20 protein-coding genes and 1 tRNA gene are annotated in these 19,909 nt (G+C 40.5%); 9 read left to right on the top strand and 12 right to left on the bottom strand.

All coding sequences use genetic code 11. From position 1 onward, the window contains the following. Positions 1-44: 44 nt before the first annotated feature. Positions 45-1,361 carry a phosphatidylserine decarboxylase gene (locus AWW68_RS08180; RefSeq protein WP_068219251.1) on the bottom strand — a complete coding sequence of 439 codons (1,317 nt, stop codon included), beginning with the start codon at positions 1,359-1,361 and terminating at the stop codon, positions 45-47. 214 nt (positions 1,362-1,575) lie between these two features. Between AWW68_RS08180 and AWW68_RS08175 the strand changes: the two genes are divergently transcribed. Together AWW68_RS08175 and AWW68_RS08170 are read left to right on the top strand one after the other, a co-directional pair. Then, positions 1,576-1,815, top strand: a complete 240-nt coding sequence (locus AWW68_RS08175) for a hypothetical protein (protein WP_068219249.1) — start codon at positions 1,576-1,578, stop codon at positions 1,813-1,815. Then, the gene (locus AWW68_RS08170) at positions 1,797-2,102 is read left to right on the top strand and encodes a type II toxin-antitoxin system RelE/ParE family toxin (protein ID WP_068219247.1); all 306 of its coding nucleotides are present in this window, start codon (positions 1,797-1,799) and stop codon (positions 2,100-2,102) included. Before AWW68_RS08175 ends, AWW68_RS08170 begins: the two co-directional genes overlap by 19 nt. On the opposite strand, the gene AWW68_RS08165 is transcribed toward AWW68_RS08170, so the two are convergent. Both AWW68_RS08165 and AWW68_RS08160 read right to left on the bottom strand, forming a co-directional pair. Further along, on the bottom strand, positions 2,103-3,737 hold the full coding sequence (locus AWW68_RS08165; protein WP_068219241.1) for a B12-binding domain-containing radical SAM protein: 1,635 nt from the start codon (positions 3,735-3,737) through the stop codon (positions 2,103-2,105). A gap of 127 nt (positions 3,738-3,864) precedes the next feature. Next, positions 3,865-4,575 (bottom strand): TIGR04283 family arsenosugar biosynthesis glycosyltransferase, encoded by a 711-nt coding sequence (locus tag AWW68_RS08160; protein ID WP_068219240.1) that lies wholly within the window; start codon positions 4,573-4,575, stop codon positions 3,865-3,867. An 83-nt stretch (positions 4,576-4,658) separates the two neighbouring features. Here AWW68_RS08160 and AWW68_RS08155 point away from each other — a divergent pair, with 83 nt between their 5' ends. After that, positions 4,659-4,961 (top strand): hypothetical protein, encoded by a 303-nt coding sequence (locus AWW68_RS08155; RefSeq protein ID WP_068219238.1) that lies wholly within the window; start codon positions 4,659-4,661, stop codon positions 4,959-4,961. Positions 4,962-5,264: 303 nt separating this feature from the next. Here AWW68_RS08155 and AWW68_RS20460 read toward each other — a convergent pair whose 3' ends face one another. From AWW68_RS20460 to AWW68_RS08130, 5 genes are all read right to left on the bottom strand, one after another. Then, positions 5,265-5,549: a GIY-YIG nuclease family protein gene (locus AWW68_RS20460; protein WP_068219235.1), complete on the bottom strand. Its 285-nt coding sequence runs from the start codon at positions 5,547-5,549 to the stop codon at positions 5,265-5,267. 127 nt (positions 5,550-5,676) lie between these two features. Further along, a complete protein-coding gene (locus tag AWW68_RS20455) occupies positions 5,677-5,961 on the bottom strand; it encodes a GIY-YIG nuclease family protein (protein WP_068219233.1) in 285 nt (94 codons plus the stop codon). 127 nt (positions 5,962-6,088) lie between these two features. Then, positions 6,089-6,373 carry a GIY-YIG nuclease family protein gene (locus tag AWW68_RS20450; protein WP_068219230.1) on the bottom strand — a complete coding sequence of 95 codons (285 nt, stop codon included), beginning with the start codon at positions 6,371-6,373 and terminating at the stop codon, positions 6,089-6,091. A gap of 128 nt (positions 6,374-6,501) precedes the next feature. Next, a complete protein-coding gene (locus AWW68_RS20445; protein WP_068219227.1) occupies positions 6,502-6,786 on the bottom strand; it encodes a GIY-YIG nuclease family protein in 285 nt (94 codons plus the stop codon). Positions 6,787-6,873: 87 nt separating this feature from the next. Beyond that, positions 6,874-6,948, bottom strand: a tRNA-Val gene (locus AWW68_RS08130). A gap of 187 nt (positions 6,949-7,135) precedes the next feature. Between AWW68_RS08130 and AWW68_RS08125 the strand changes: the two genes are divergently transcribed. The 4 genes from AWW68_RS08125 to AWW68_RS08110 are packed head-to-tail and all read left to right on the top strand — an operon-like array spanning position 7,136 to position 12,280. Next, positions 7,136-7,627, top strand: coding sequence for an RNA polymerase sigma-70 factor (locus tag AWW68_RS08125; RefSeq protein ID WP_068219224.1), 492 nt, complete (start codon positions 7,136-7,138; stop codon positions 7,625-7,627). Positions 7,628-7,641: 14 nt separating this feature from the next. After that, positions 7,642-8,541, top strand: a complete 900-nt coding sequence (locus tag AWW68_RS08120; protein ID WP_068219221.1) for a FecR family protein — start codon at positions 7,642-7,644, stop codon at positions 8,539-8,541. After that, the gene (locus AWW68_RS08115; RefSeq protein ID WP_084375627.1) at positions 8,541-11,282 is read left to right on the top strand and encodes a TonB-dependent receptor domain-containing protein; all 2,742 of its coding nucleotides are present in this window, start codon (positions 8,541-8,543) and stop codon (positions 11,280-11,282) included. Before AWW68_RS08120 ends, AWW68_RS08115 begins: the two co-directional genes overlap by 1 nt. A gap of 53 nt (positions 11,283-11,335) precedes the next feature. Next, positions 11,336-12,280: a FecR family protein gene (locus tag AWW68_RS08110; RefSeq protein WP_068219215.1), complete on the top strand. Its 945-nt coding sequence runs from the start codon at positions 11,336-11,338 to the stop codon at positions 12,278-12,280. A 100-nt stretch (positions 12,281-12,380) separates the two neighbouring features. On the opposite strand, the gene AWW68_RS08105 is transcribed toward AWW68_RS08110, so the two are convergent. Continuing rightward, positions 12,381-13,661, bottom strand: a complete 1,281-nt coding sequence (locus tag AWW68_RS08105; protein WP_068219211.1) for a UDP-N-acetylmuramoyl-tripeptide--D-alanyl-D-alanine ligase — start codon at positions 13,659-13,661, stop codon at positions 12,381-12,383. A 94-nt stretch (positions 13,662-13,755) separates the two neighbouring features. Between AWW68_RS08105 and AWW68_RS08100 the strand changes: the two genes are divergently transcribed. Together AWW68_RS08100 and AWW68_RS08095 are read left to right on the top strand one after the other, a co-directional pair. Continuing rightward, the gene (locus tag AWW68_RS08100; RefSeq protein WP_068219209.1) at positions 13,756-15,912 is read left to right on the top strand and encodes a T9SS type A sorting domain-containing protein; all 2,157 of its coding nucleotides are present in this window, start codon (positions 13,756-13,758) and stop codon (positions 15,910-15,912) included. Continuing rightward, positions 15,909-16,298, top strand: a complete 390-nt coding sequence (locus AWW68_RS08095; RefSeq protein ID WP_068219206.1) for a hypothetical protein — start codon at positions 15,909-15,911, stop codon at positions 16,296-16,298. The genes AWW68_RS08100 and AWW68_RS08095 overlap by 4 nt, the downstream gene beginning before the upstream one ends. Here the strand turns inward: AWW68_RS08095 and AWW68_RS08090 are convergent. Genes AWW68_RS08090 through AWW68_RS08080 form a run of 3 tightly spaced genes read right to left on the bottom strand, consistent with a single transcriptional unit; the run spans position 16,288 to position 19,886 of the window. After that, positions 16,288-17,064 (bottom strand): amidohydrolase, encoded by a 777-nt coding sequence (locus tag AWW68_RS08090; protein ID WP_068219204.1) that lies wholly within the window; start codon positions 17,062-17,064, stop codon positions 16,288-16,290. The genes AWW68_RS08095 and AWW68_RS08090 overlap by 11 nt on opposite strands. Before the next feature lie 24 nt (positions 17,065-17,088). Next, the gene (locus AWW68_RS08085) at positions 17,089-18,360 is read right to left on the bottom strand and encodes a DASH family cryptochrome (RefSeq protein ID WP_084375626.1); all 1,272 of its coding nucleotides are present in this window, start codon (positions 18,358-18,360) and stop codon (positions 17,089-17,091) included. Further along, positions 18,357-19,886 (bottom strand): cryptochrome/photolyase family protein, encoded by a 1,530-nt coding sequence (locus AWW68_RS08080; protein ID WP_068219198.1) that lies wholly within the window; start codon positions 19,884-19,886, stop codon positions 18,357-18,359. The genes AWW68_RS08085 and AWW68_RS08080 overlap by 4 nt, the downstream gene beginning before the upstream one ends. Positions 19,887-19,909 lie beyond the last annotated feature (23 nt).

Below are 19,909 nucleotides of genomic sequence, written 5' to 3'. Positions count from 1 at the left end.
AGTGGCTTCTGGAAGCCACCTCTCAAGTTCTATTATATCCCAGTCTATTTAAAAATCACTGAAGGCTGTCCATATTTAAAGTGGAACGGAGCAATCTGCTTTTGCTCGTCTGTAGCATTCACTTGTCGGTTGTCCCAATGCTTTACAAACCTTAAGGCCTCTTGTGGGCGTTCGAACACCATAATGATATCGGACCCACCGAAAGCAAAATAGCCAAACTCATCCCCTTTGTTTACCAAAGCACCGTTTTGCAATTCCATGTGCACAGAAGACACCTGCGCCATTCCAATTGGAATAGTAGCAACTAAGCCTACATCGCCAGCATCACTACCAGCAGTATCCACGATAATAACTCCTCTGGCCTGAGTAAACTCATAGCCGTCACCAGCACCATCAGGAGCATCAAATTGGTTATCTGTAATCTCAACATTCAAGAAAACATTGCCATGCACTTTTTGAGAATCTACCACTTTACCAGCTACAGGCACATGAAAACGGTGATAATCAAACGGATTCAAAAAGTAGTGAACAAAGGTGCCTCCGTAAAAACGCTCAGCCAATGGACTGTCATTCAGCAATTGCTGTACAGTACCAATGGTATGCGTATGCTTCAAGGTAATACCTTCCGCATTGGACAACGGCTCAACTACATTACCCTGATCATCAATATTGTATATCGCCTTAAACGTACAGTCTGCTGGCGAGCTGATAATGGTATTATCATCAGGTGCCGCAACCGGACGCATAGGTTGTAAATTAGGCTCAATTGAATTCAGTTGTCTGAAGAAGAACTTATTGAATGTAGTCCAATTAGGCTTATCGTCTGAGTAGTCTGGAAGATTGTACATCACGTCATCTTCAAAAGACTTGAGCGTTTCAGGAGTCATGGAGGCCGTTGTATTCAAGAAGCTTCCCCAAGCATCGGCATACTGATCTAACCATTCAGCAAAGCTAAAATCGTTGATTTTACTCTTGTAATCCTGCAAAGTAACTTTTGCACCATCTACTTTAGGACCTTGATCTACCAACCAATAAAACTGACACAGCCTATCATATACCTGTTGGCTATAGCCGTTTTGTTGATCGTTATTATTCCAGGCTGTATAGCCAGGCACTTGGTTTTCTGAAGGAACCACTTCAGCAAAAGTCTTGAGATACCTGAGGTAATCGTCAGATGTTGTTGGCCAAGCATTGTCGTCATACAACTTATTCAATGCATCATAAAGGTCTGCATTGAGTTTACCACCTGTAGCATTCTCTTTTGCTGTCTTTAGCGATAGAACAAGTGCTTGAGCAAAGATCTTGTCGTCATTGATTTGTTTTTTGAGGCTAGCAATAACCTCTAAAGATTGATATTCCATTTGTGTGTGTTTTAATTTATTGACGAGATAAAACTACATAATACTCTTATCTCATTGACAGGCATAACTACTCGATTCCTAGATCAAGTAATACAACCTGCTTTTGGAATTAATGTGTAATTAGAGATTATAAATTAAGAGTAGGCAGTTTGGGAAGACTGCTTTTTTTGGGTTTGCAACTAAGTACTAATCAAATCGTTTTCTAATTTTAAGCATGGCAACTGTTGAAAACCTTCGAAATACACTTATCACTAAGCTCATGGCAGTAAGTGATAAGGATATACTTAATGCCGTAGACAAGCTACTCAGCACCTTTTCTGACGAGAAACAAATTGAGCTCACCAAAGAGCAAATGCTGATGATAGAAATGTCTCTGCAAGACTTAGAGAGCGGACAGACCATCCCTCATAAAGAACTATTCGATCAAGAACGCGAATGGCTCAAAACACAATAATCTGGACACAGACAGCCAGCAAACAGCTTCGAGAGGTACTTTCTTTTTGGAATAAACGCACACACTCAAATCGATTTTCTAATAAGCTTCTCGACAAAATAGATCAGAGACTTACACTTGTTGCTTCTTTCCCTCTTGAACACCCACAAACCTCTTTACCAGAAGTCAGAGTTGCAGCAATGAATCATTATAGTCTATTCTATAAGGTCAAAGAAGGCAGAATCATAATTATTGCATTCTGGGACAACAGACAAGACCCTAAAAAATTGCTAGATATACTGAAATAATTAACTCGCCTTATACCACTCTACTCCTTCTGTGAGCTCATCCGATAGCTCAATGTTGGTATCTAACACCTTCACTTTTCCATCGATTCTGGCCTGTAACGCTTCTTGAATCTCTTTCTTCACCATTTTACGATATGGAAGGAAATGCTCCATAAATGCAGCGAATGACAAGAAGTTGCCAATTCCACCAGGGTTCTTCTTAAACATTAAGTAGAGGTATTTCCAGAAAACGAAGCGTGTACTTCTAACAAAGCCTAGCTTAGCAAGCATTTTCAGACCGAACAAAACTCCTTTAAGATCGAAGTCCGTTTTATGTTGGTTCGCAAGTTTCTTTCTTAATTCAGGGTCTTGGTGAACCTTGGCTTGCCCAACCAGCATAAAGTGATCAAACACTCGTTTTAAGTAAACTTTCGGGTCATAGAGTTTCCAGAATGCATTTACGTACTCCTCAGCAATTTCTTCGATAGGTCGCGTAGGCACAAAGTTGAGCAACGTGGTTTGATTCAGGTTAGCGTCATCCAACAGTCTACCACTTGCCTTCAAGCGATCCCACAAAGCTGTTCCCGGTAAAGCCTGTAGCATACTGAATGTTACCCCAGGAATAGCATTCTCTGTTGCAAATTGGAACACTCGTTCTCCAGCACCTTTTTTCTCATCATCGAAACCAATAATGAAGCCCGCCATAATTCTGAGCCCAGATTTCGCAATCTTTTCCAGCGACTCGTTCATTGGCTTTCTGTTATTCTGATGCTTCATAGTAAGCTTCAAGCTATCCGTATCTGGCGTTTCAATACCTATAAATACAGTAGAGAATTTACTCAAGGCCATAAGCTCCAAAAGACGATCGTCTTGAGCCATATCTATGGAAGCCTCCGTGGTAAAGCTGAATGGATACCCCTTATTAGTCTGCCACTCGATAAGGTTCTCAAGGAATGGCTTCACGGTTCGTTTATTTCCAATGAAGTTGTCATCTACAAAGAAGATTCCTCCCCTCCAACCTAGGTCGAATAAGACGTCTAGCTCTTTTTCTACCTGGCTAAAAGTTTTCGTCCTAGGCTTTCTTCCATATAGAATAATGATGTCGCAAAACTCGCATTGGAAAGGGCAGCCTCTCGAATATTGAATCGCCATTAAGAAGTAAGCGTCTAGCTGCAACAAGTCGTACCTAGGCACTGGACTCAAAGTCACGTCAGGCTTATCTTTCGACCTAAATATGCCTGAAGTTTCACCCCTTTTAAGGGCCTCTACAAATAGGTTTATGGTATACTCACCTTCATCTAGAACTAAAAAATCTGCACCAGCAGCTAGCATATCATTCGGAAGGGAAGTGGCATAAGGGCCGCCAACAACTACAGGCAAGTCCCTTCTCTTGGCTTCTTGTATTTGTGCCATGTAGTCCTCCTTCTGGGCAATCATACCAGAAAGCATTACCATATCGGCCCACTCCCAGTCATCTTCAGTAACAGGCTCAATGTTTCTATCCCTAAGTCTGAAATTCCATTCTTGTGGAAGCAGAGCTGCAACAGTAACAAGGCTCAGAGGCGGCATAAATGCTTTCTTGCCAATACCTTGTACGGCTTTTTCAAAAGACCAGAAACTTGTTGGGAAAATTGGGTAACTCAGTAGAACGTTCATAGCAGAAGATTTGGTTGAATAGCCCGACCTCTACAAAATCATACGCCCTACCTGTCGTGACTGTACTAAAGATGCAAAATGATGTTTTACTAAAACAGCTTCGAAGACAACTTTTATTAAAAAAATTCTATTCGATCTCTCTGTACTTTGCACCTTTCACAAACCTCTGATAAATACGAACAAGGGTATTCTGAGAAGCGCCAAGAAAGAAGAGACTGAAAACCAGCACATTAACCAAATTGGTTCTGAAATAATTATTTTGCTCCATCTTCCTTGCTGAGATAATAACCTTTGCATGCATAATATTTATTTTCTCGTAACGACTAGCGCGAAGAAGAATCTCATAGTCTTCCATTATGACTATGTCATTATCAAAACCTCCAATCTTACTAAAGAATGCCTTGGTCATATAGAGGGTCTGATCTCCTCCTCTAAAAAATATCCCCTGATATTTGGATAAACTACTGTTAAACTGAAGCCCCTTTACAGGCCTGTCAAATGCTACCTGATAGCAACCGTAAGACCGTTTAGCAGCGACTCCTTCCAGTATATCATCGAAAAAACCATCAGGCAAGGTTAGGTCTGCATGAACAAAGTAAAAAACATCGCCCGTAGCCACCTTAGCTCCTTCATTCATTTGACGAGCTCTGCAGCATCGATCTACCAAAACCACACTAGCACCAGCCTCCCTAGCTATATCGGCTGTGTCGTCTTCACTATACGCATCGGCCACAATAATCTCAATGTCTTTTGTATTGGCTTTTTGGGCTATCGATTGTATTTGTTTGCCAATAATGGCAGCCTCATTGAGTGTGGGAATTATAATACTCAGCTTCATAAAAAGACCTACGAAAATAGATATTCAGACAGATTGAACAGCCTTTTGAATAAACATTCAGCGAACTGCTCCGTTTCATAAATATGATGAAAACAAATGAAGAAACACTATCTCAGGTAATGGCTACATTAAATGAGAGAGGATATAAAGAACAATTTGAATTAACGGAAGATGGAGTAAATGCTTTGGCGTCTAAGCAAAAGTTTAAGCCTACCGACCTTAAGATTATCAAGAAGTATAGGTTTGACGGGATGACCAATCCTGGAGACGAATCGACACTTTATTCGTTAGAATCTAAAGGCGGCTTAAAAGGAACCTTAGTTATTTCTGGAGATGTAAACTCAGAAGAACACCAAACTGTACTCAATCAAATTCCTGAGGAGTAATTAACTGAGCTTCCTGAGTTCAGTGTGATAGATTTATATTGGAAGCCCTTTCTATGGAAGGGCTTTTTGATACCCATATTTTTCAGTTTTAAACTAAAGAGAATCTCGGGGCGAACCCCTGAACCACTTGCCTTTTTATAATTGACTCCCTTAAATAGGAAATTCATAGTACCTGAAAAGTATTAGTAGTTATCGCCAAAAATCTCGACACCAAATTATAGGGCATAAAAAAAGCCAGATCTTCCGAACTGGCTTTTCTGTGTGGGCGCTGAGGGCCCCGAGGCTTCGGGGCGAACCACCGACCTACATAAACCTCTCAATAATTGAGCTTAGTTTTTGACTATCACCCCTCAAAGACTCTATAAAAACGTGGCTCTTCTGCCTCTTGATAAACAATTCAACCCTCCTAGCATGAGACCTACCTTGACAAACTGCAGTTAAATATTCTTCCCAATAACTGGCATTTGATGTTGATGAGTTTTTGAAATAACCTGTATTATGTTGTTCTAATCTAACATTGAAATCCTCAGTTTCACCAACGTAATATCGATCGAGGCCCTTTGAATAAAGAATATAAAGCGTGTGCATAACAAGAATGAAGTTATACCTAGGGAAACAAACACCAAATTATAGGGCACAAAAAAAGCCAGATCATTCGATCTGGCTTTTTTGTGTGGGCGCTGAGGGCCCCGAGGCTTCGGGGCAAACCACCGACCTACACAAACCTCTCAATAATTGAGCTTAGTTTTTGACTATCACCCCTCAAAGACTCTATAAAAACGCGGCTCTTCTGCCTCTTGATGAACATTTCAACCCTCCTAGCATGAGACCTATCTTGGCAAACTGCAGTTAAATATTCTTCCCAATCATTGGCATTTGATGTTGATGATTTTTTGAAATAACCTGCATTATGTTGTTCTAATCTAACATTGAAATCCTCAGTTTCACCGGCATAGTATCGATCGAGCCCCTTTGAATAAAGAATATAAAGCGTGTGCATAACAAGAATGAAGATATGCCTAGGGAAACAAACACCAAATTATAGGTCATAAAAAAAGCCAGATCTTTCGAACTGGCTTTTTTATGTGGGCGCTGAGGGCCCCGAGGCTTCGGGGCGAACCACCGACCTACATAAACCTCTCAATAATTGAGCTTAGCTTTTGACTATCACCCCTCAAAGACTCTATAAAAACGCGGCTCTTCTGCCTCTTGATAAACATTTCAACCCTCCTAGCATGAGACCCATCTTGACAAACTGCAGTTAAATATTCTTCCCAATCACTGGCATTTGATGTTGATGAGGTTTTGAAATAACCTGTATTATGTTGTTCTAATCTAACATCGAAATCCTCAGTTTCACCGACATAGTATCGATCGAGGCCCTTTGAATAAAGAATATAAAGCGTGTGCATAACAAGAATGAAGTTATGCCTAGGGAAACAAACACCAAATTATAGAGCATAAAAAAAGCCAGATCTTTTGAACTGGCTTTTTTTGTGTGGGCGCTGAGGGCCCCGAGGCTTCGGGGCGAACCACCGACCTACATAAACCTCTTAATAATCGAACCTAGCTTTTGACTATCACCCCTCAAAGACTCTACAAAAACGCGGTTCTTCTGCCTCTTGATGAACATTTCAACCCTCCTAGCATAAGACCTATCTTGACAAAATGCAGTTAAATATTCTTCCCAATCACTGGCATTTGATGTTGATGAGTCTTTGAAATAACCTGTATTATATTGTTCTAATCTAACATCGAAATCCTCAGTTTCACCGACATAGTATCGATCGAGGCCCTTTGAATAAAGAATATAAAGCGTGTGCATAACAAGAATGAAGTTATGCCTAGGGAAACAAACACCAAATTATAGAGCATAAAAAAAGCCAGATCTTTTGAACTGGCTTTTTTTGTGTGGGCGCTGAGGGATTCGAACCCCCGACCCCCTCGGTGTAAACGAGGTGCTCTGAACCAACTGAGCTAAGCGCCCATTTCCTGACTTTTTCGCAGTTTTTAGCTGCTTTTGTCGTAATGGGAGTGCAAAGGTAACCCCAGTTTTCATTAATGCAAATAGGTAGGCGAAAATATTTTAATAAATTTTTCATCATAGCTCTCAAGCCTAGAGAATTCCCAAAAAATCTATTTTTCTTTATCTTTAGCCAAAGCTTTAACCTTGCATGACTCTTTCTGAATTTAAGAGCATTTTTGATCAGTACTACTCCCCAATCAAGAACTTCTTGTACTACAAGTCTGGTGACGGTGATTTAGCGGAAGACATTACCCAAGATGTTTTCATGAAGCTATGGGATAAGCGAGACGATGTACAGCAAGAAACTGTCAAAAGCTATCTTTATACCATTGCCAATAACATGTTGCTTAATAAAATCAGGCATGACAAGGTAGTGTTGACATTTGCTGAGAAACAGAATAAGCACCAAGAAGAGCAATCACCCGAATTTGCCTTAGAAGAGAAAGAGTTCAAAGCTGAACTTGAAAGGGTTATTTCGGCCATGCCAGAAAAACAAAGAGAGGTATTCTTGATGAATCGCATTGAAGAAATGACCTATAAGGAAATTGCTGACCGGCTAGGGCTGAGTGTTAAAGCAGTAGAAAAAAGAATGCATGGAGCTTTAGGCCATATTAGAGAGCACATTAAGTATAAAATTTAAGCTATTTTAGAACAGTGAAAAAAGACCAACTCATACAAGACTGGCTCGATAAAGAGTTATCTACTGAAGAGAAACTTCAGGTGGAGGAAGTCATTGAATTCACTGAGAGATTAAAAGTGCCTGATTTTGGCAAGAGTAAAGAGGAAGCATGGAGTGATCTAATCGCCAAAATAGAGTCAAAGCCATCAGATAATCTCAGAGTCCTACAACCGAACGGTACTAAAAAAACTCCATGGCTCTGGTTAGTAGCTGCGGCTATCATAGCCCTAGTAGCGGTCTTTGGCTACCTCAATAAAGGAGAAAAGCTAACAACCTATACAGCTTCAGATGGCGAGCTCGCCACTATTGTACTGCCCGATAATTCAACTGTGACCCTAAACGCAGGAAGCACACTCTCTTTCAAAGAGAAAGATTTTGAGAAAAACAGATGGGTTACTCTTTCGGGAGAGGCATTCTTTGATGTTGAACATGGAGAAGCCTTCAAGGTCTTAGGTAATCATTCGCACATTACTGTGTTGGGCACCTCTTTTAATGTCTATAGTAGATCTAACCAACTGAAGGTTTCCGTATTTACAGGTAAGGTTCAGGTAGAATCGAGAGGCAACAGTGTAATTATCGAGAAAGAAGAAGAAGCTCAACTTATAGAAGGAGAGTTAGCTGTCAGTGAGTTCAACCTAAACCAAACTGCTACCTGGAGAGAGGGTAACTTCTATTTTAACAGCGAACCATTGAACAACGTGATAGAAGAGCTAGAAAGACAATTCGAGATAGAGATTGAAGTAAAGTCGGAAATAGGCCAACGCTTTTACTCTGGTTTTTTTAGTAAAACCAATATGAAAGAAGCCTTACAACTTGTTTTCGTACCAATGGGGTTATCTATTCAAACCGAAGGCAATCAAGTAATAGTTGAGTAGTGCGGTTAGTCAAGTGCTTTATATGCTTGTTGATTTTCAGCCAAATCAGTCTGGCTCAAGACATCAATTCCATTGTTATTTCAGAAAGTTTCGACAATGCTTCTTTAGCCAAAGTACTGCGTATTCTTAAGAACAAGTACGACCTGAAAATTGCTTATGATGATGCCTTAATTACTGGAACTACAGTAAGTGGCGACTTCTCTAATAGACCAGTAACCGACTTTCTGAATAAAATCCTGGCCAATAAGGGCATTGACTATCAATTACTGAATGATAAAATAATTCTAATCCCCAAGAATGTAGACCTAGACCTAAACACACCAAGCCTCTTTGACATTACTGTATTCGGCCTAGTACAAGATGCCAACACAGGAGAAAGCCTTCCTAATGCTTTAGTAAGTGTAAGTGGACTCAGCAAAGGCGTAATCACCAACAAAGACGGATACTTTTCCCTCCCTCAGGTACCATCAGACACCAGCACTATTGTGGTCAATTATTTAGGTTATAAAAAAGAGGAGGTTAAACTACAGCCGGGTGGTTCTAAACAAACCATGAGAATTTTGATGCAAGAAAGTGCGATAGACCTTTCTGATTTCACTGTGGTTGAAAACAAATTCACCACTGTAAAGTATGGAGATGAAATATCTCAAATCACCATCGACCCGAAAAACTTATCAGCTCTTCCCAGCTTAGGGGAATTAGACATTTTCCGATCTTTGCAGTACTTACCTGGAATAGGTGGTGCAGATGAAACCTCTTCGGCACTTACCATCAGAAACAGCCCTTCGGCACACAACCTTGTACTTTTTGATGGGTTCACCATTTACCGACTAGACCATTTCTTTGGAGTGTTTAGTGCTATTAATGCGGATGCCGTAAGAGATATTCAAGTCTACAAAGGGGGCTACGATGCTAAATATGGAGGAAGAGTATCAGGAGTTGTAGACATTACAGGTACCACAGGAAACTTTAATGAACCCCATTATTCTTTCGGTATTAACTTATTAAGTGCTAGACTCAGTGCTAATCTTCCATTTGCAAGTGGCAGAGGAGCAATTCATATAAGCGGAAGACGAGCTTATACTGACATCATCCGAAGTAATCTTTTTGAAAACCTATATTCTAACTATCGTAATAAATCGAATCAGGTTAACCAACAGGCCTTCAACAATGGCCAGAATGAATCTGATTTTATAAGGCCTGACTTTCATTTCTACGATGTAAACCTAAAGGCTTCTTACAAAGTATCTACACGAGATGTAATGAGCTTGAGCCTTTATAAGGGAAATGATGACTTAGACACTGACTTTGATATAGTCAGTTTTCAAGACCCTAACGATCCATCGACAATCGATCAAATAGATAGCTACAAAGAAAAAGCTGACTGGGGTAATACAGGAGTAGGTTTTATATGGTCCAGAAACTGGAACAGAAACTATTATTCTAGCCTCCAAGCCGCATACTCTCGCCATTTCTTCGATTATTTCTACAATAATGAACGTAGAACCGACACTGGTGACATCACGGGGCTTTATGAATTAGAAAGAAATAACTCCGTTGAAGACTTTCAGTTAAACTTTAGAAACGAAGTAAGCTTAGGCAGCAGACACAACTTAAATGTTGGCCTAACATTTTCTAATATCAATGTATTCAGTCAAAACAATATTAGAGACCTTTCTGGAGCAACTCCCGATAATAGAGACCCAAGTGCTAAGGGCAATATTCTTTCGGCATATTTCTCTGATAATATTTCGTTGAGCAAAAAGCTACAGCTAAAAATAGGCGGGAGATTCAACACTACTAACGTTAGTGACAACAGCTATTTTGGTCAGCGATTGGCACTTATTTACCAACTCAGCCCTTCGCTTGAACTGAAAGCCACCACAGGAAAGTATTTTCAATTTATGCGAGAAGAGGTGTATGACGACCCCTATTCTAATAGTGAAAACGGCTGGAACTTAGCATACGACAGAAATGATCCGAACGGTAGAAGTAGTCTTCCGGTAATGGAGTCCGACCACTACATAGCCGGTTTTCAATATCAGAAGAATGACCTGACCTTTGATGTTGAGTACTATAAAAAGAACGTTTCTGGCCTCACTGAATACAACATCTCTCACTTGTATAATACGGCCGAACAGCAACAAGTGCCTTCCATTAACATAACACAAGGAACTAGCGAAATTGAAGGCATAGACGTGCTCCTTCAAAAGCGCTGGAGCAACTACCAAGGGTGGATTTCTTACACACATAGCAGGGCTCAAAACAGGTTTGAAGAAATAAACAACAATGAGTTTTTTGCTGCGCGAGAAGATCAGCGCAATGAACTCAAATTGGTGAACATCTTAGAGCTACCAAACTGGAATCTATCTGCTACATGGGTATATGGCAGTGGTAAACCATTTTATAGTCCCACAATAAACTTTATAAGAGACAACCAAAATCAGATAATTGACTACGAGGTAGTAAACACGTTAAAAACAGTAGAGAGGCTACCAGCCTATCACCGAATGGATATTTCTGTTGCCTTGAAATTTGGTAACGAGTATATGAAAGGTGAGATTGGCCTATCTATACTCAACTTGTATAACCGAATGAACATTCACAGCAAAAGGCTAAAAAGAGATGAGATTGAGCGTGCTATTAGTGATGGATCGAACGCCCAGTTACCAGAAGATCTCTTCCGTAATATTATATTACTAGACAGGACCCCATCTATTTTTCTGAATCTAAACTTCTAAATTTTATCCAATAATAGTAGGGTCTTCTTGACGCTCAGGGTATTAAGAGCGCAATGACCGGAAAAGAGCACCTAACGGATTGGGAACAAGATTGGCTTGAGGGTAAAATCTCTAGTCAAGAAGCCAAAGAAAAGGCTAAAAATGATCTCCAATTCGAGTCATTGGACAAATTCGTTTCGAAAGCCAAGCAGCTCAATATTCCAGATGGAATATCTAAAGCAGAGGCTTGGAGTAAGCTTGAAAGTAGAATTTCAGAAATCTATTCACCTAAAGTAATATCCATTTCGCGAAGAAGTTGGGTAATCGGAATAGCGGCCTCTTTCATCTTAGCAATCGGTGCTTTTTTCATTCTAAAACAGAATACCAATCAAATCACTATAGAAACTTCCCTTGCGGAAGTGCGCAATGTTGAGCTACCAGATGGCTCTACAGTTTACTTAAATGCTGAAAGTTCTGTTTCATTTCCTGAGAAGGGCTGGGCCACGGCTCGCAAAGTCATTTTGACTGGAGAAGCTTTTTTCGAAGTGAAACGGGGCAGCAGCTTTACTGTAGAAACCACTAATGGCTTGGTACAGGTACTAGGCACTAGTTTTAATGTTCGCTCTAGAGCTAACTTATTACATGTAGCATGTAAAACGGGAAAAGTGAGAGTTACTACTCAGGACGAGAGCAATGAACAATATCTGACCGCAGGAATGGCCGTCAATGTAGAAAATGGTTCAATTTCCGAAATACTAGAAACCAGGGCAGACAGAATTGATAGTTGGAGAAATGGCCAGTATGATTACGAGAGCATTCCTCTTGAGCAAGTTCTCAACGAAATAAAAAGACTATACAAGGTTGAAATTGAACATGACTTCTCTTCAAGCGAATTGACTAGCCCGATAACAACCACTTTTTCGAGTTTGAAAGACGCAGCTCAAACTATAGCAGTTCAAAAAGGTAGAGGCTTTGAAGTTAATGAAGAGGAGAACACAGCCGTCTTCAAGGTTAAATGACATTAAAAAAAGGTGACTATTGTTTAAATGGTTAAGCAGTACATGTCACCAATTCTTAGGTTGAGGTTGAGGGATGGGTGGTGCCGTCCCTCTCTCTATTTTAAAGCAATTCTACTAGGCTCTCTAAACTCATACCCCTAGAACCTTTCACCAAATAAGACGTGTCTGTTCGCTTATTAGCAGTCAAAAATGACGCTAAATCAGACTTAGACTCAAAGTACAATGAATCTGGGTTGGCCCTATGTGCAGCTTCCATCAGCTTACCACAAAATATTACCAAGTCTATTGAAAGTGTAGCACTGAGCTCTCCAATGGCATAATGTTCTTGCTGCGCTTCATCGCCTAGCTCAAACATATCTCCTAAAATCGCCACCTTATACCCCTCTTCACTAGCAAAATTTTGTAGCGATAGACTCATAGATGTGGGGTTGGCATTATAAGCATCTAAAAAGATAGTATTGGAGTCTCTTTTTAATAATTGCGATCTGTTATTGTCTGACTGATAAGCAGCTATAGCTTCTAGTGCATCATCTTCCTCCACACCAAAATATCTTCCAATACACAAGGCTGCACACATATTCTCAAAGTTATACTCTCCCCCAAGATTGGTACTTATCAACTGGCCTGAATCAGATTTGAGTTTAACATTGGGCTTGTTAGACATCAACTTAGCGTGAAAATAGTCTCCTTCTTCTGGATAGGTGTAAACCTCGTCTACTAGTGCTTGCGCCTTTTTTAGCAATCTTTCATTTCGGCTGTTCACAAATAGTTTTCCTTTTCTAGCCGAGATAAACTCATAAAGCTCTGTCTTACCCTTAAATACACCCTCAAGACCTCCAAAGCCCTCTAAATGAGCCTTACCAATATTGGTAATCAGTCCAAACTCTGGCTCAGCTATGCTACTAAGTGCAGCTATCTCCTTCTGATGATTCGCCCCCATTTCAATAATAGCAAACTCAATATCACTATTTAGCCTAAGCAGTGTTAAAGGCACTCCAATATGATTGTTAAGATTACCCTTTGTGGCTAGAACATTGAACTTCTTAGCCAGCACATCTCTAACCAGTTCTTTTGTGGTGGTTTTTCCGTTGCTTCCAGTAATGCCCAAAACCGGAATTTTGAACTGTTTTCGGTGATGATTAGCCAACTTCTGTAATGTCACAAGACCATCTTCAACCAAAATGCATTGATCATTATTAGCAAATTCAGGGTCGTCTACAACTACGGCCATGGCCCCAGATTCTAATGCTTGTTGAGCAAATTTATTCGCATTGAAATTAGGCCCTTTTAAAGCGAACCAGATATTTCCATCTTGAATAGTACGAGTATCGGTAGAAACACCAGTGCTCTTTAAAAAGGTTTGATACAGCTGTTCAATCATTCGAAATAGTTATAAGCCCGAAGTTAATATCAATCGACCAGAAATTACGTTATTCTAACCAGTTGAACTTAACTTAGCCAGCTGAAAACTTTCAATGCGGTACTCACTAACTGCCTTTCTACTTTCTTTTGCTCTGAGCATACAAGCTCAGGTTCAATTTAAGTTCGATCAGAGTATTCCTGTTTCAGAAAACAATGAGATAATGAACAGGGCTTTTGAAGGAGGATTGAACTCGGCTCAGTTTCAAACAATGGACCTAAATGGTGATGGAATTTTAGATCTAGTAATTTTTCACCGTATCTCAAGAAGCCTTTCAACTTACTTAAACATAAATAACCAGTGGGTTTTTAGTCCTAATTACCAAAACCTTTTTCCTGAAGATGTAGTGAATTGGATGATTCTGAAAGACTATGATTGCGATGGGCTAAAGGACCTTTTCACTAGCACGGCTTTGGGGATTAAGGTGTATAGAAACACGAGTACTGCCAACAGTGTTACGTGGGAATTGGCCAGCGAATTTCTGACATGGGATTCTGGGTCGAACATTCAGGTGGCTCCAACTGACATTCCGGGTATTGCAGATGTTAATGGAGACGGTGCACTGGATATTCTCACCTACCGATTCGGGAGCGCAGGTTCAATTGATTATTATGAAAACACTGGCAACTGTGGGAACTTGACCTTCACGCGAGTCACTAGAACTTGGGGCGATTTTTATGATTGTGGATGTAACGATTTTTCGTTTGGACAGCCTTGTGGCACTGTAGGTGGATTCAGCAATTTAGTAAGCGAACCTTCAGACCAACAGGTGATTTTGCATGCTGGAGGAAAAACGATTACCCCATTTGATGCCGACAATGACGGTGACATAGACATCATTGCTTCCGATGAACTCTGCGAGAATTTATACTTTTTCAGGAATGAAGGAAGCGCTAACCAAGCGCTAATGACAGCCTTTGAGACTTACCCCCCAGACGACCCTGTGAGTCTTCAGTTTTTTCCCGCTGCCTTCTTGGAAGATATCAATTTTGATGGACTGAAGGACCTCGTTGTTTCTAGCAACCTTGACAACAACGTTGGCAACTTGGTAGACTTTCAGAAAAACGTCAATTCATTCATCAATTTAGGCTCTAATGAGAACCCTGATTTCAACACATCTTCAGCCTTTTTACAAAACGAGATGATTGATGTTGGAGAGAATGCCTTTCCTACTTTTTTCGACATAGATAGCGATGGAGATTTGGATATGTTCATCAGCAACTCAGGGACTCAAATCAACGGTGAATTTATAGGAACTATTTGGCACTATGAAAACACAGGCAACCGCTTCAACCCAAGTTTCGAACTTATAACTAATGACTTTCAGAGCCTCTCTAGCCTTGGGTTCAGCCAACTTAAAGCTCTTTTTTCCGACTTAGATGGAGACGGCAATACAGACCTAATCTTGCAAGCACGTGTTGGCCCTTTGGATGCAAGAGTTTTTGTTCTTCCAAGAGACAACTCCGGAAACTTTGGTTCTCCAATAGACCTAGAACTAAACGTGAGTGAAGCCAGTAACCCTACTCTATTCGACTTGAATGGTGATGGTCTTGATGACTTCATCATAGGCCAACAATTCGGAAGCATGTCTGCATATTATAATCGAGGAAGCTTCACTTTCTCCGATGAGCAAACCGATTTTGGTAGTTTTGAAAATGACTTTAGCAGACAGAACCTTTCAATTGCCATAGGGAGATTCTCTTCCGATGCAAAGCCACAAGTGATAACCGTAGATAGTCGTGGAATGCTTACTCTGCACAGCGACCAAGCAGATGAAAATTTTAGAAAGTCAGACACCAATCAAGACTTACTTTTAAATAATGAAACCCTTACCAACACTAGACTGGGACGAGCTAGCTACTTGGCAGCGGTAGACCTTTTTGGTGACGGTAGCCCCTCATTAGTGGTAGGCAGTTCTAAGGGAGGATTATTATTTCTGAGGAACATACAAGATGACAACTCATCTGAAACAGATTTGAGAGTTTCTATTTCTCCAAACCCAACCGACAACCAAACGCAAATACTGACTAATAATTCTGGGCGTGTAGACATCATAAGTTTAAATGGAAAGCTTATTCAAGAAGCTATTCCTATTCAGCAATCCACAGTACTCAACTTGCAATTTGGCTCACTACCTGCTGGCATTTACCTTATTCGAGTAAGAGCGAATAACGGAAAGAGTTTGACAAAAAGAATACTGATTCAGCGATGATCCTCTTCTGTTACTTTCAGATAAAACCCATAGAGCGAATCGCTTTTAGCTTTACCGAGAAAGACGTATTAAGTGAAATTGATGCAGCGTTTAACTTTGTGGAAGCCGACAGTAAATCGGAGCCATTTTTAGTTCAGGAGATCGCTAAAATGATAGCTGAATCAGAACAAGTCATATGCTTTTTCGATGTAGTTGAATCAGAAGGTCTAGGCGCTCTTTCCAAAGCGATAGAAGCCTTAAGAAAAAGCAAAGCAAACCGGCTATTCTTTGTTGATGGGAAAAACCAACAACTGCAAAAAGTCTTACAGATGTTGAAACAACCGGTGCACAACTTTGAATCTACCGCACAGTTGAAAGCCGTCTTAACTAAATCTATCAACTCTTGATTTCAAACTCATCTGCATCTAGGTGAGCAGGAAACTTCTTACGGAACGACTGAAGGCTTTCAGCAGAAAGTTCTACGTAAATAATCTCTTCCTTTTCAGAAAACGCCAACTGCTCTCCTTTTGGACTGTAAGCCGCTGAATGACCATTATATCCAATGCCAACTCCATCTTTCCCTACACGATTGAGACCAATAGAATAACTCACATTCTCAATAGCTCTTGCTTCCAGTAAAGTATCCCAAGCATTTACTCTAACAGCTGGCCAATTCGCCACATAAACCAACAGATCATAGGCTAAGTCTACATTTCTAGACCACACAGGAAACCTTAGATCATAGCAAACCATTGGGCAGATTTTCCAGCCCCTCCACTCTACTATGAGCTTTTCTGCACCCATATCGAAATGCTTGTGCTCATTGGCCATTCGGAAAAGGTGACGCTTATCATAGGTCTTAAACTGTCCATCGGGTTGCATCCACAAGAGCCTATTGAACACCTTGCCCTCCTCCTTGACGATGTAAGAACCGCAAATAGCTGCATTCTTTTGCGCAGACATTTGCTTCATCCACTTAAAAGTGTTGAAGTTCATGGGCTCGGCTAACCCCTTATGCTCCATAGTAAAGCCTGTCTGGAACATCTCTGGAAGTAGAATAAGGTCCACATCATTCTGTATTTGCCAGATTTTCTCTTCAAACATGGCTAGGTTCGCACCTATTTCATGCCAATGAATATCAGATTGGATAAGAGCTACACGAAGGTTTTGCATAGCCAAATGTAGAAAGAATTAGGCTTAATCTGCCCACAACTCCTGGTACTCTCCTTTGGGATCGTACATCTCTTTTTGACGTTCAATGTTGAACTCTCTACCTTCTCTTGGGTCGTTTCCAACTCCGGCAATGTAAATCCAATTACCGTAGTTTGAACATGGGTCGTAGTCTATCAGCATTTTCTCGAAATAAGCAGCTCCTAGCCTCCAATCAATCTTCATTTGGTGCATTAGGTATGAGGCTACATTTTGCCTTCCTCTGTTACTCATAAATCCCGTAGCATTCATTTCCCGCATATTGGCATCAACAAAAGGTTCACCTGTTTTACCATCTCGCCATAAGTGAAAGAGTTTATCAGATCCCCAGTCGATTTTATCTTCACCCAAAATTCCTTTTCTCTGATAAATCTGATTGCCGTATTTCTTGGCCACAAAGTGGAAATAATCTCGCCAAACCAGTTCGAAAACCAACCAATAGGTTGAGCTGTTTTTCTTTACGTACTTCTCGAATTTCTTTACTTGCCAATAGATTTGTCGTGGTGAAGTACAACCATGAGCCAACCAAGGAGAGAACTTGCTGCTGTAATCACCTCCCATAAGGCCATTACGCGTTTGCTTATAGTTACCTAGCAACTCCTTATCCCATAAATAATAATTCAACCTATCATTGGCTGCTTTAGCTCCTCCACGAAACTGAATAACTGACCTATCATCTTCTTCAACGGGCTCAAAGCCTAAGTCTTCCATAGAAGGCACTTCAGAATCGAAACCTTGGGGCGAATGAATTTGCAAAGGTGCTTCTAGTATTTTTCTTACATCGACCTTTTTCTCAACCGACTTTCTGAACTGCATGAATATATCTGGAAGTTCATCTAAATGATAAGGCAAATCGTTCAGGTGATAGAGCGTTTCACCCCAAATGAACTTAGTGTTTATGGTTGCTGAGAGCTTTTTCTCCAACTGTACTTCATCATAAGCAGAAGCCTTTTGAGCATAAAGCACATCGCAATTATAGTTTTTCCTGATATCGTTAAGTACAGTAACTGTATCTCCAACTTTAATCAATAAGTCTGAGCCTAGTTGTTGTAAATGAGCCTTAAGATCCGCCAGCGATTCCAAGAGAAATTTAAGACGATGAGAGCCCATTCTTTCAATACCCCACTGCTCTCCCCTCAATAGGCTCTCATCAAAAACATAAACGGGCAAAATCTCTGGATTCTCCTCAACAGCCTTGTTTAAGACTTCATTATCCTCCAACCTCAAATCGTTCCGAAACCAGTAAATCGCCCTGCTCATATTTCCTCCATCTTATTCAGGTACTTAGCCGCTTGTTCAATGATTTGGTTTTTCTTTTCAGTAGAATTTTTATCCCAAACTCGGTAAATCATGCCCATTCGATGATTCTTCTCGAGCTTCTCTCTGTTTCTATCGAGAAAATCCCAGTATAGACTGTTGAACGGACAGGCCTTCTCACCTAATTTCTCCTTGTACTTGTAATGACATGAACCACAGTAATGACTCATTTTATGCATGTAATTGGCAGAAGAAACGTAGGGCTTAGTAGCCACTATACCTCCATCAGCAAACTGGCTCATTCCTCTAGTATTGGTAATTTCCACCCACTCAATTGCATCTATGTAAATACCTAGATACCATTGATCTACCTCATCGGGATCTATGCCCGCCAACAGCGCAAAATTCCCCGTTACCATCAATCGCTGAATATGGTGTGCATAAGCATAATCTAGAGATTGTCCGATGGTGTGAGAAAGGCACTTCATTTTGGTTTCACCTGTCCAAAACCAGTCTGGTAGTTTTCTCTTATGGTTGAAGAAGTTTTCTTTGGCATAGTCCGGCATATATTTCCAATAGATGCCTCGCATATACTCTCGCCAACCTAGTATTTGCCTAATAAAGCCCTCGATTGCTGAAAGCGGAACATCCTCATTATTCCGCCCGTATTCTTCAGATTTTCGAATAATCTCTTCTGGAGAAAGGATTTTCGAATTCAGTAAGAAAGATATTCTCGAGTGGAATAAAGACCAACCTTTGGTGGTCATGGCATCTTGATACTTGCCAAAGAATGGCATACAATCATTCAGAAAGAAATCGAAGAGTTTTAACCCTTCTTCCCTTGTTACGGGCCACAGAAAATCTTTAGAATCTACATTTCCTATTGTTTTAACACCTCTTTCCTCTAACAGCTCAACCAAGTCTGTTACATCTCTTTGAAATGACTTTGGTTCAGGTACATAGGTATCTTCTGGCATTTTGTTCCTATTGTCGTGGTCATAATTCCATTTACCTCCAACAGGCTCGCCTTCGTCCATTAGCACCTTATACTTTTTGCGCATGTTTCTGTAGAATGACTCCATGAGCAACTGCTTTTTACCTTTAAAAAAGTCAGCAAGATCAGTTCGAGAAGTCATGAAATGCTCTGTATCGAAGACTTCGAAGTCTGCTTCAATTGCTCCGCAATACCCCTGAAGTTGCTTATCTAGCCTGTATTCATCAGGCATCTGGTATTCGAACTTTTCAATTTTATGCTCCTCTATTATCCAAGAGAGGTTATCTGTCAAGGACTGCTGATTCCTTTCATCATCTAGCTTTAGATAGAGCACTTGATGTCCTTGCTTTTCCAAATGCTCAGCAAAGGCTCGCATGGCTAGAAAGAATGCGATAACCTTCTGAACATGATGTATGGTGTAGGTCAGCTCCTGCCCCATCTCCATCATTACATAAAGCGTATTTCCCTCTTTTTCTTGATACCAAGAATGTTGGTGATTCAGCTGATCTCCTAGAATTAGTCTTAGTTTTTTCATAGACCCCTTACCCCTCAGTCCTC

Origin of the sequence: Roseivirga spongicola, from assembly GCF_001592965.1 — a bacterium.
In the GTDB taxonomy this organism is placed as follows: domain Bacteria; phylum Bacteroidota; class Bacteroidia; order Cytophagales; family Cyclobacteriaceae; genus Roseivirga; species Roseivirga spongicola.
Note: the sequence above shows the minus strand (reverse complement) of the source record. Positions and strands in the feature narration are given on the sequence as shown.

Coding starts and splice junctions, on each gene's coding strand:
- AWW68_RS08180 (WP_068219251.1), bottom strand. CDS start 1,361: ATGGAATATCAATCTTTAGAGGTTATTGCTAGCCTCAAAAAACAAATC.
- AWW68_RS08175 (WP_068219249.1), top strand. CDS start 1,576: ATGGCAACTGTTGAAAACCTTCGAAATACACTTATCACTAAGCTCATG.
- AWW68_RS08170 (WP_068219247.1), top strand. CDS start 1,797: ATGGCTCAAAACACAATAATCTGGACACAGACAGCCAGCAAACAGCTT.
- AWW68_RS08165 (WP_068219241.1), bottom strand. CDS start 3,737: ATGAACGTTCTACTGAGTTACCCAATTTTCCCAACAAGTTTCTGGTCT.
- AWW68_RS08160 (WP_068219240.1), bottom strand. CDS start 4,575: ATGAAGCTGAGTATTATAATTCCCACACTCAATGAGGCTGCCATTATT.
- AWW68_RS08155 (WP_068219238.1), top strand. CDS start 4,659: ATGATGAAAACAAATGAAGAAACACTATCTCAGGTAATGGCTACATTA.
- AWW68_RS20460 (WP_068219235.1), bottom strand. CDS start 5,549: ATGCACACGCTTTATATTCTTTATTCAAAGGGCCTCGATCGATATTAC.
- AWW68_RS20455 (WP_068219233.1), bottom strand. CDS start 5,961: ATGCACACGCTTTATATTCTTTATTCAAAGGGGCTCGATCGATACTAT.
- AWW68_RS20450 (WP_068219230.1), bottom strand. CDS start 6,373: ATGCACACGCTTTATATTCTTTATTCAAAGGGCCTCGATCGATACTAT.
- AWW68_RS20445 (WP_068219227.1), bottom strand. CDS start 6,786: ATGCACACGCTTTATATTCTTTATTCAAAGGGCCTCGATCGATACTAT.
- AWW68_RS08125 (WP_068219224.1), top strand. CDS start 7,136: ATGACTCTTTCTGAATTTAAGAGCATTTTTGATCAGTACTACTCCCCA.
- AWW68_RS08110 (WP_068219215.1), top strand. CDS start 11,336: ATGACCGGAAAAGAGCACCTAACGGATTGGGAACAAGATTGGCTTGAG.
- AWW68_RS08105 (WP_068219211.1), bottom strand. CDS start 13,661: ATGATTGAACAGCTGTATCAAACCTTTTTAAAGAGCACTGGTGTTTCT.
- AWW68_RS08100 (WP_068219209.1), top strand. CDS start 13,756: ATGCGGTACTCACTAACTGCCTTTCTACTTTCTTTTGCTCTGAGCATA.
- AWW68_RS08095 (WP_068219206.1), top strand. CDS start 15,909: ATGATCCTCTTCTGTTACTTTCAGATAAAACCCATAGAGCGAATCGCT.
- AWW68_RS08090 (WP_068219204.1), bottom strand. CDS start 17,064: ATGCAAAACCTTCGTGTAGCTCTTATCCAATCTGATATTCATTGGCAT.
- AWW68_RS08085 (WP_084375626.1), bottom strand. CDS start 18,360: ATGAGCAGGGCGATTTACTGGTTTCGGAACGATTTGAGGTTGGAGGAT.
- AWW68_RS08080 (WP_068219198.1), bottom strand. CDS start 19,886: ATGAAAAAACTAAGACTAATTCTAGGAGATCAGCTGAATCACCAACAT.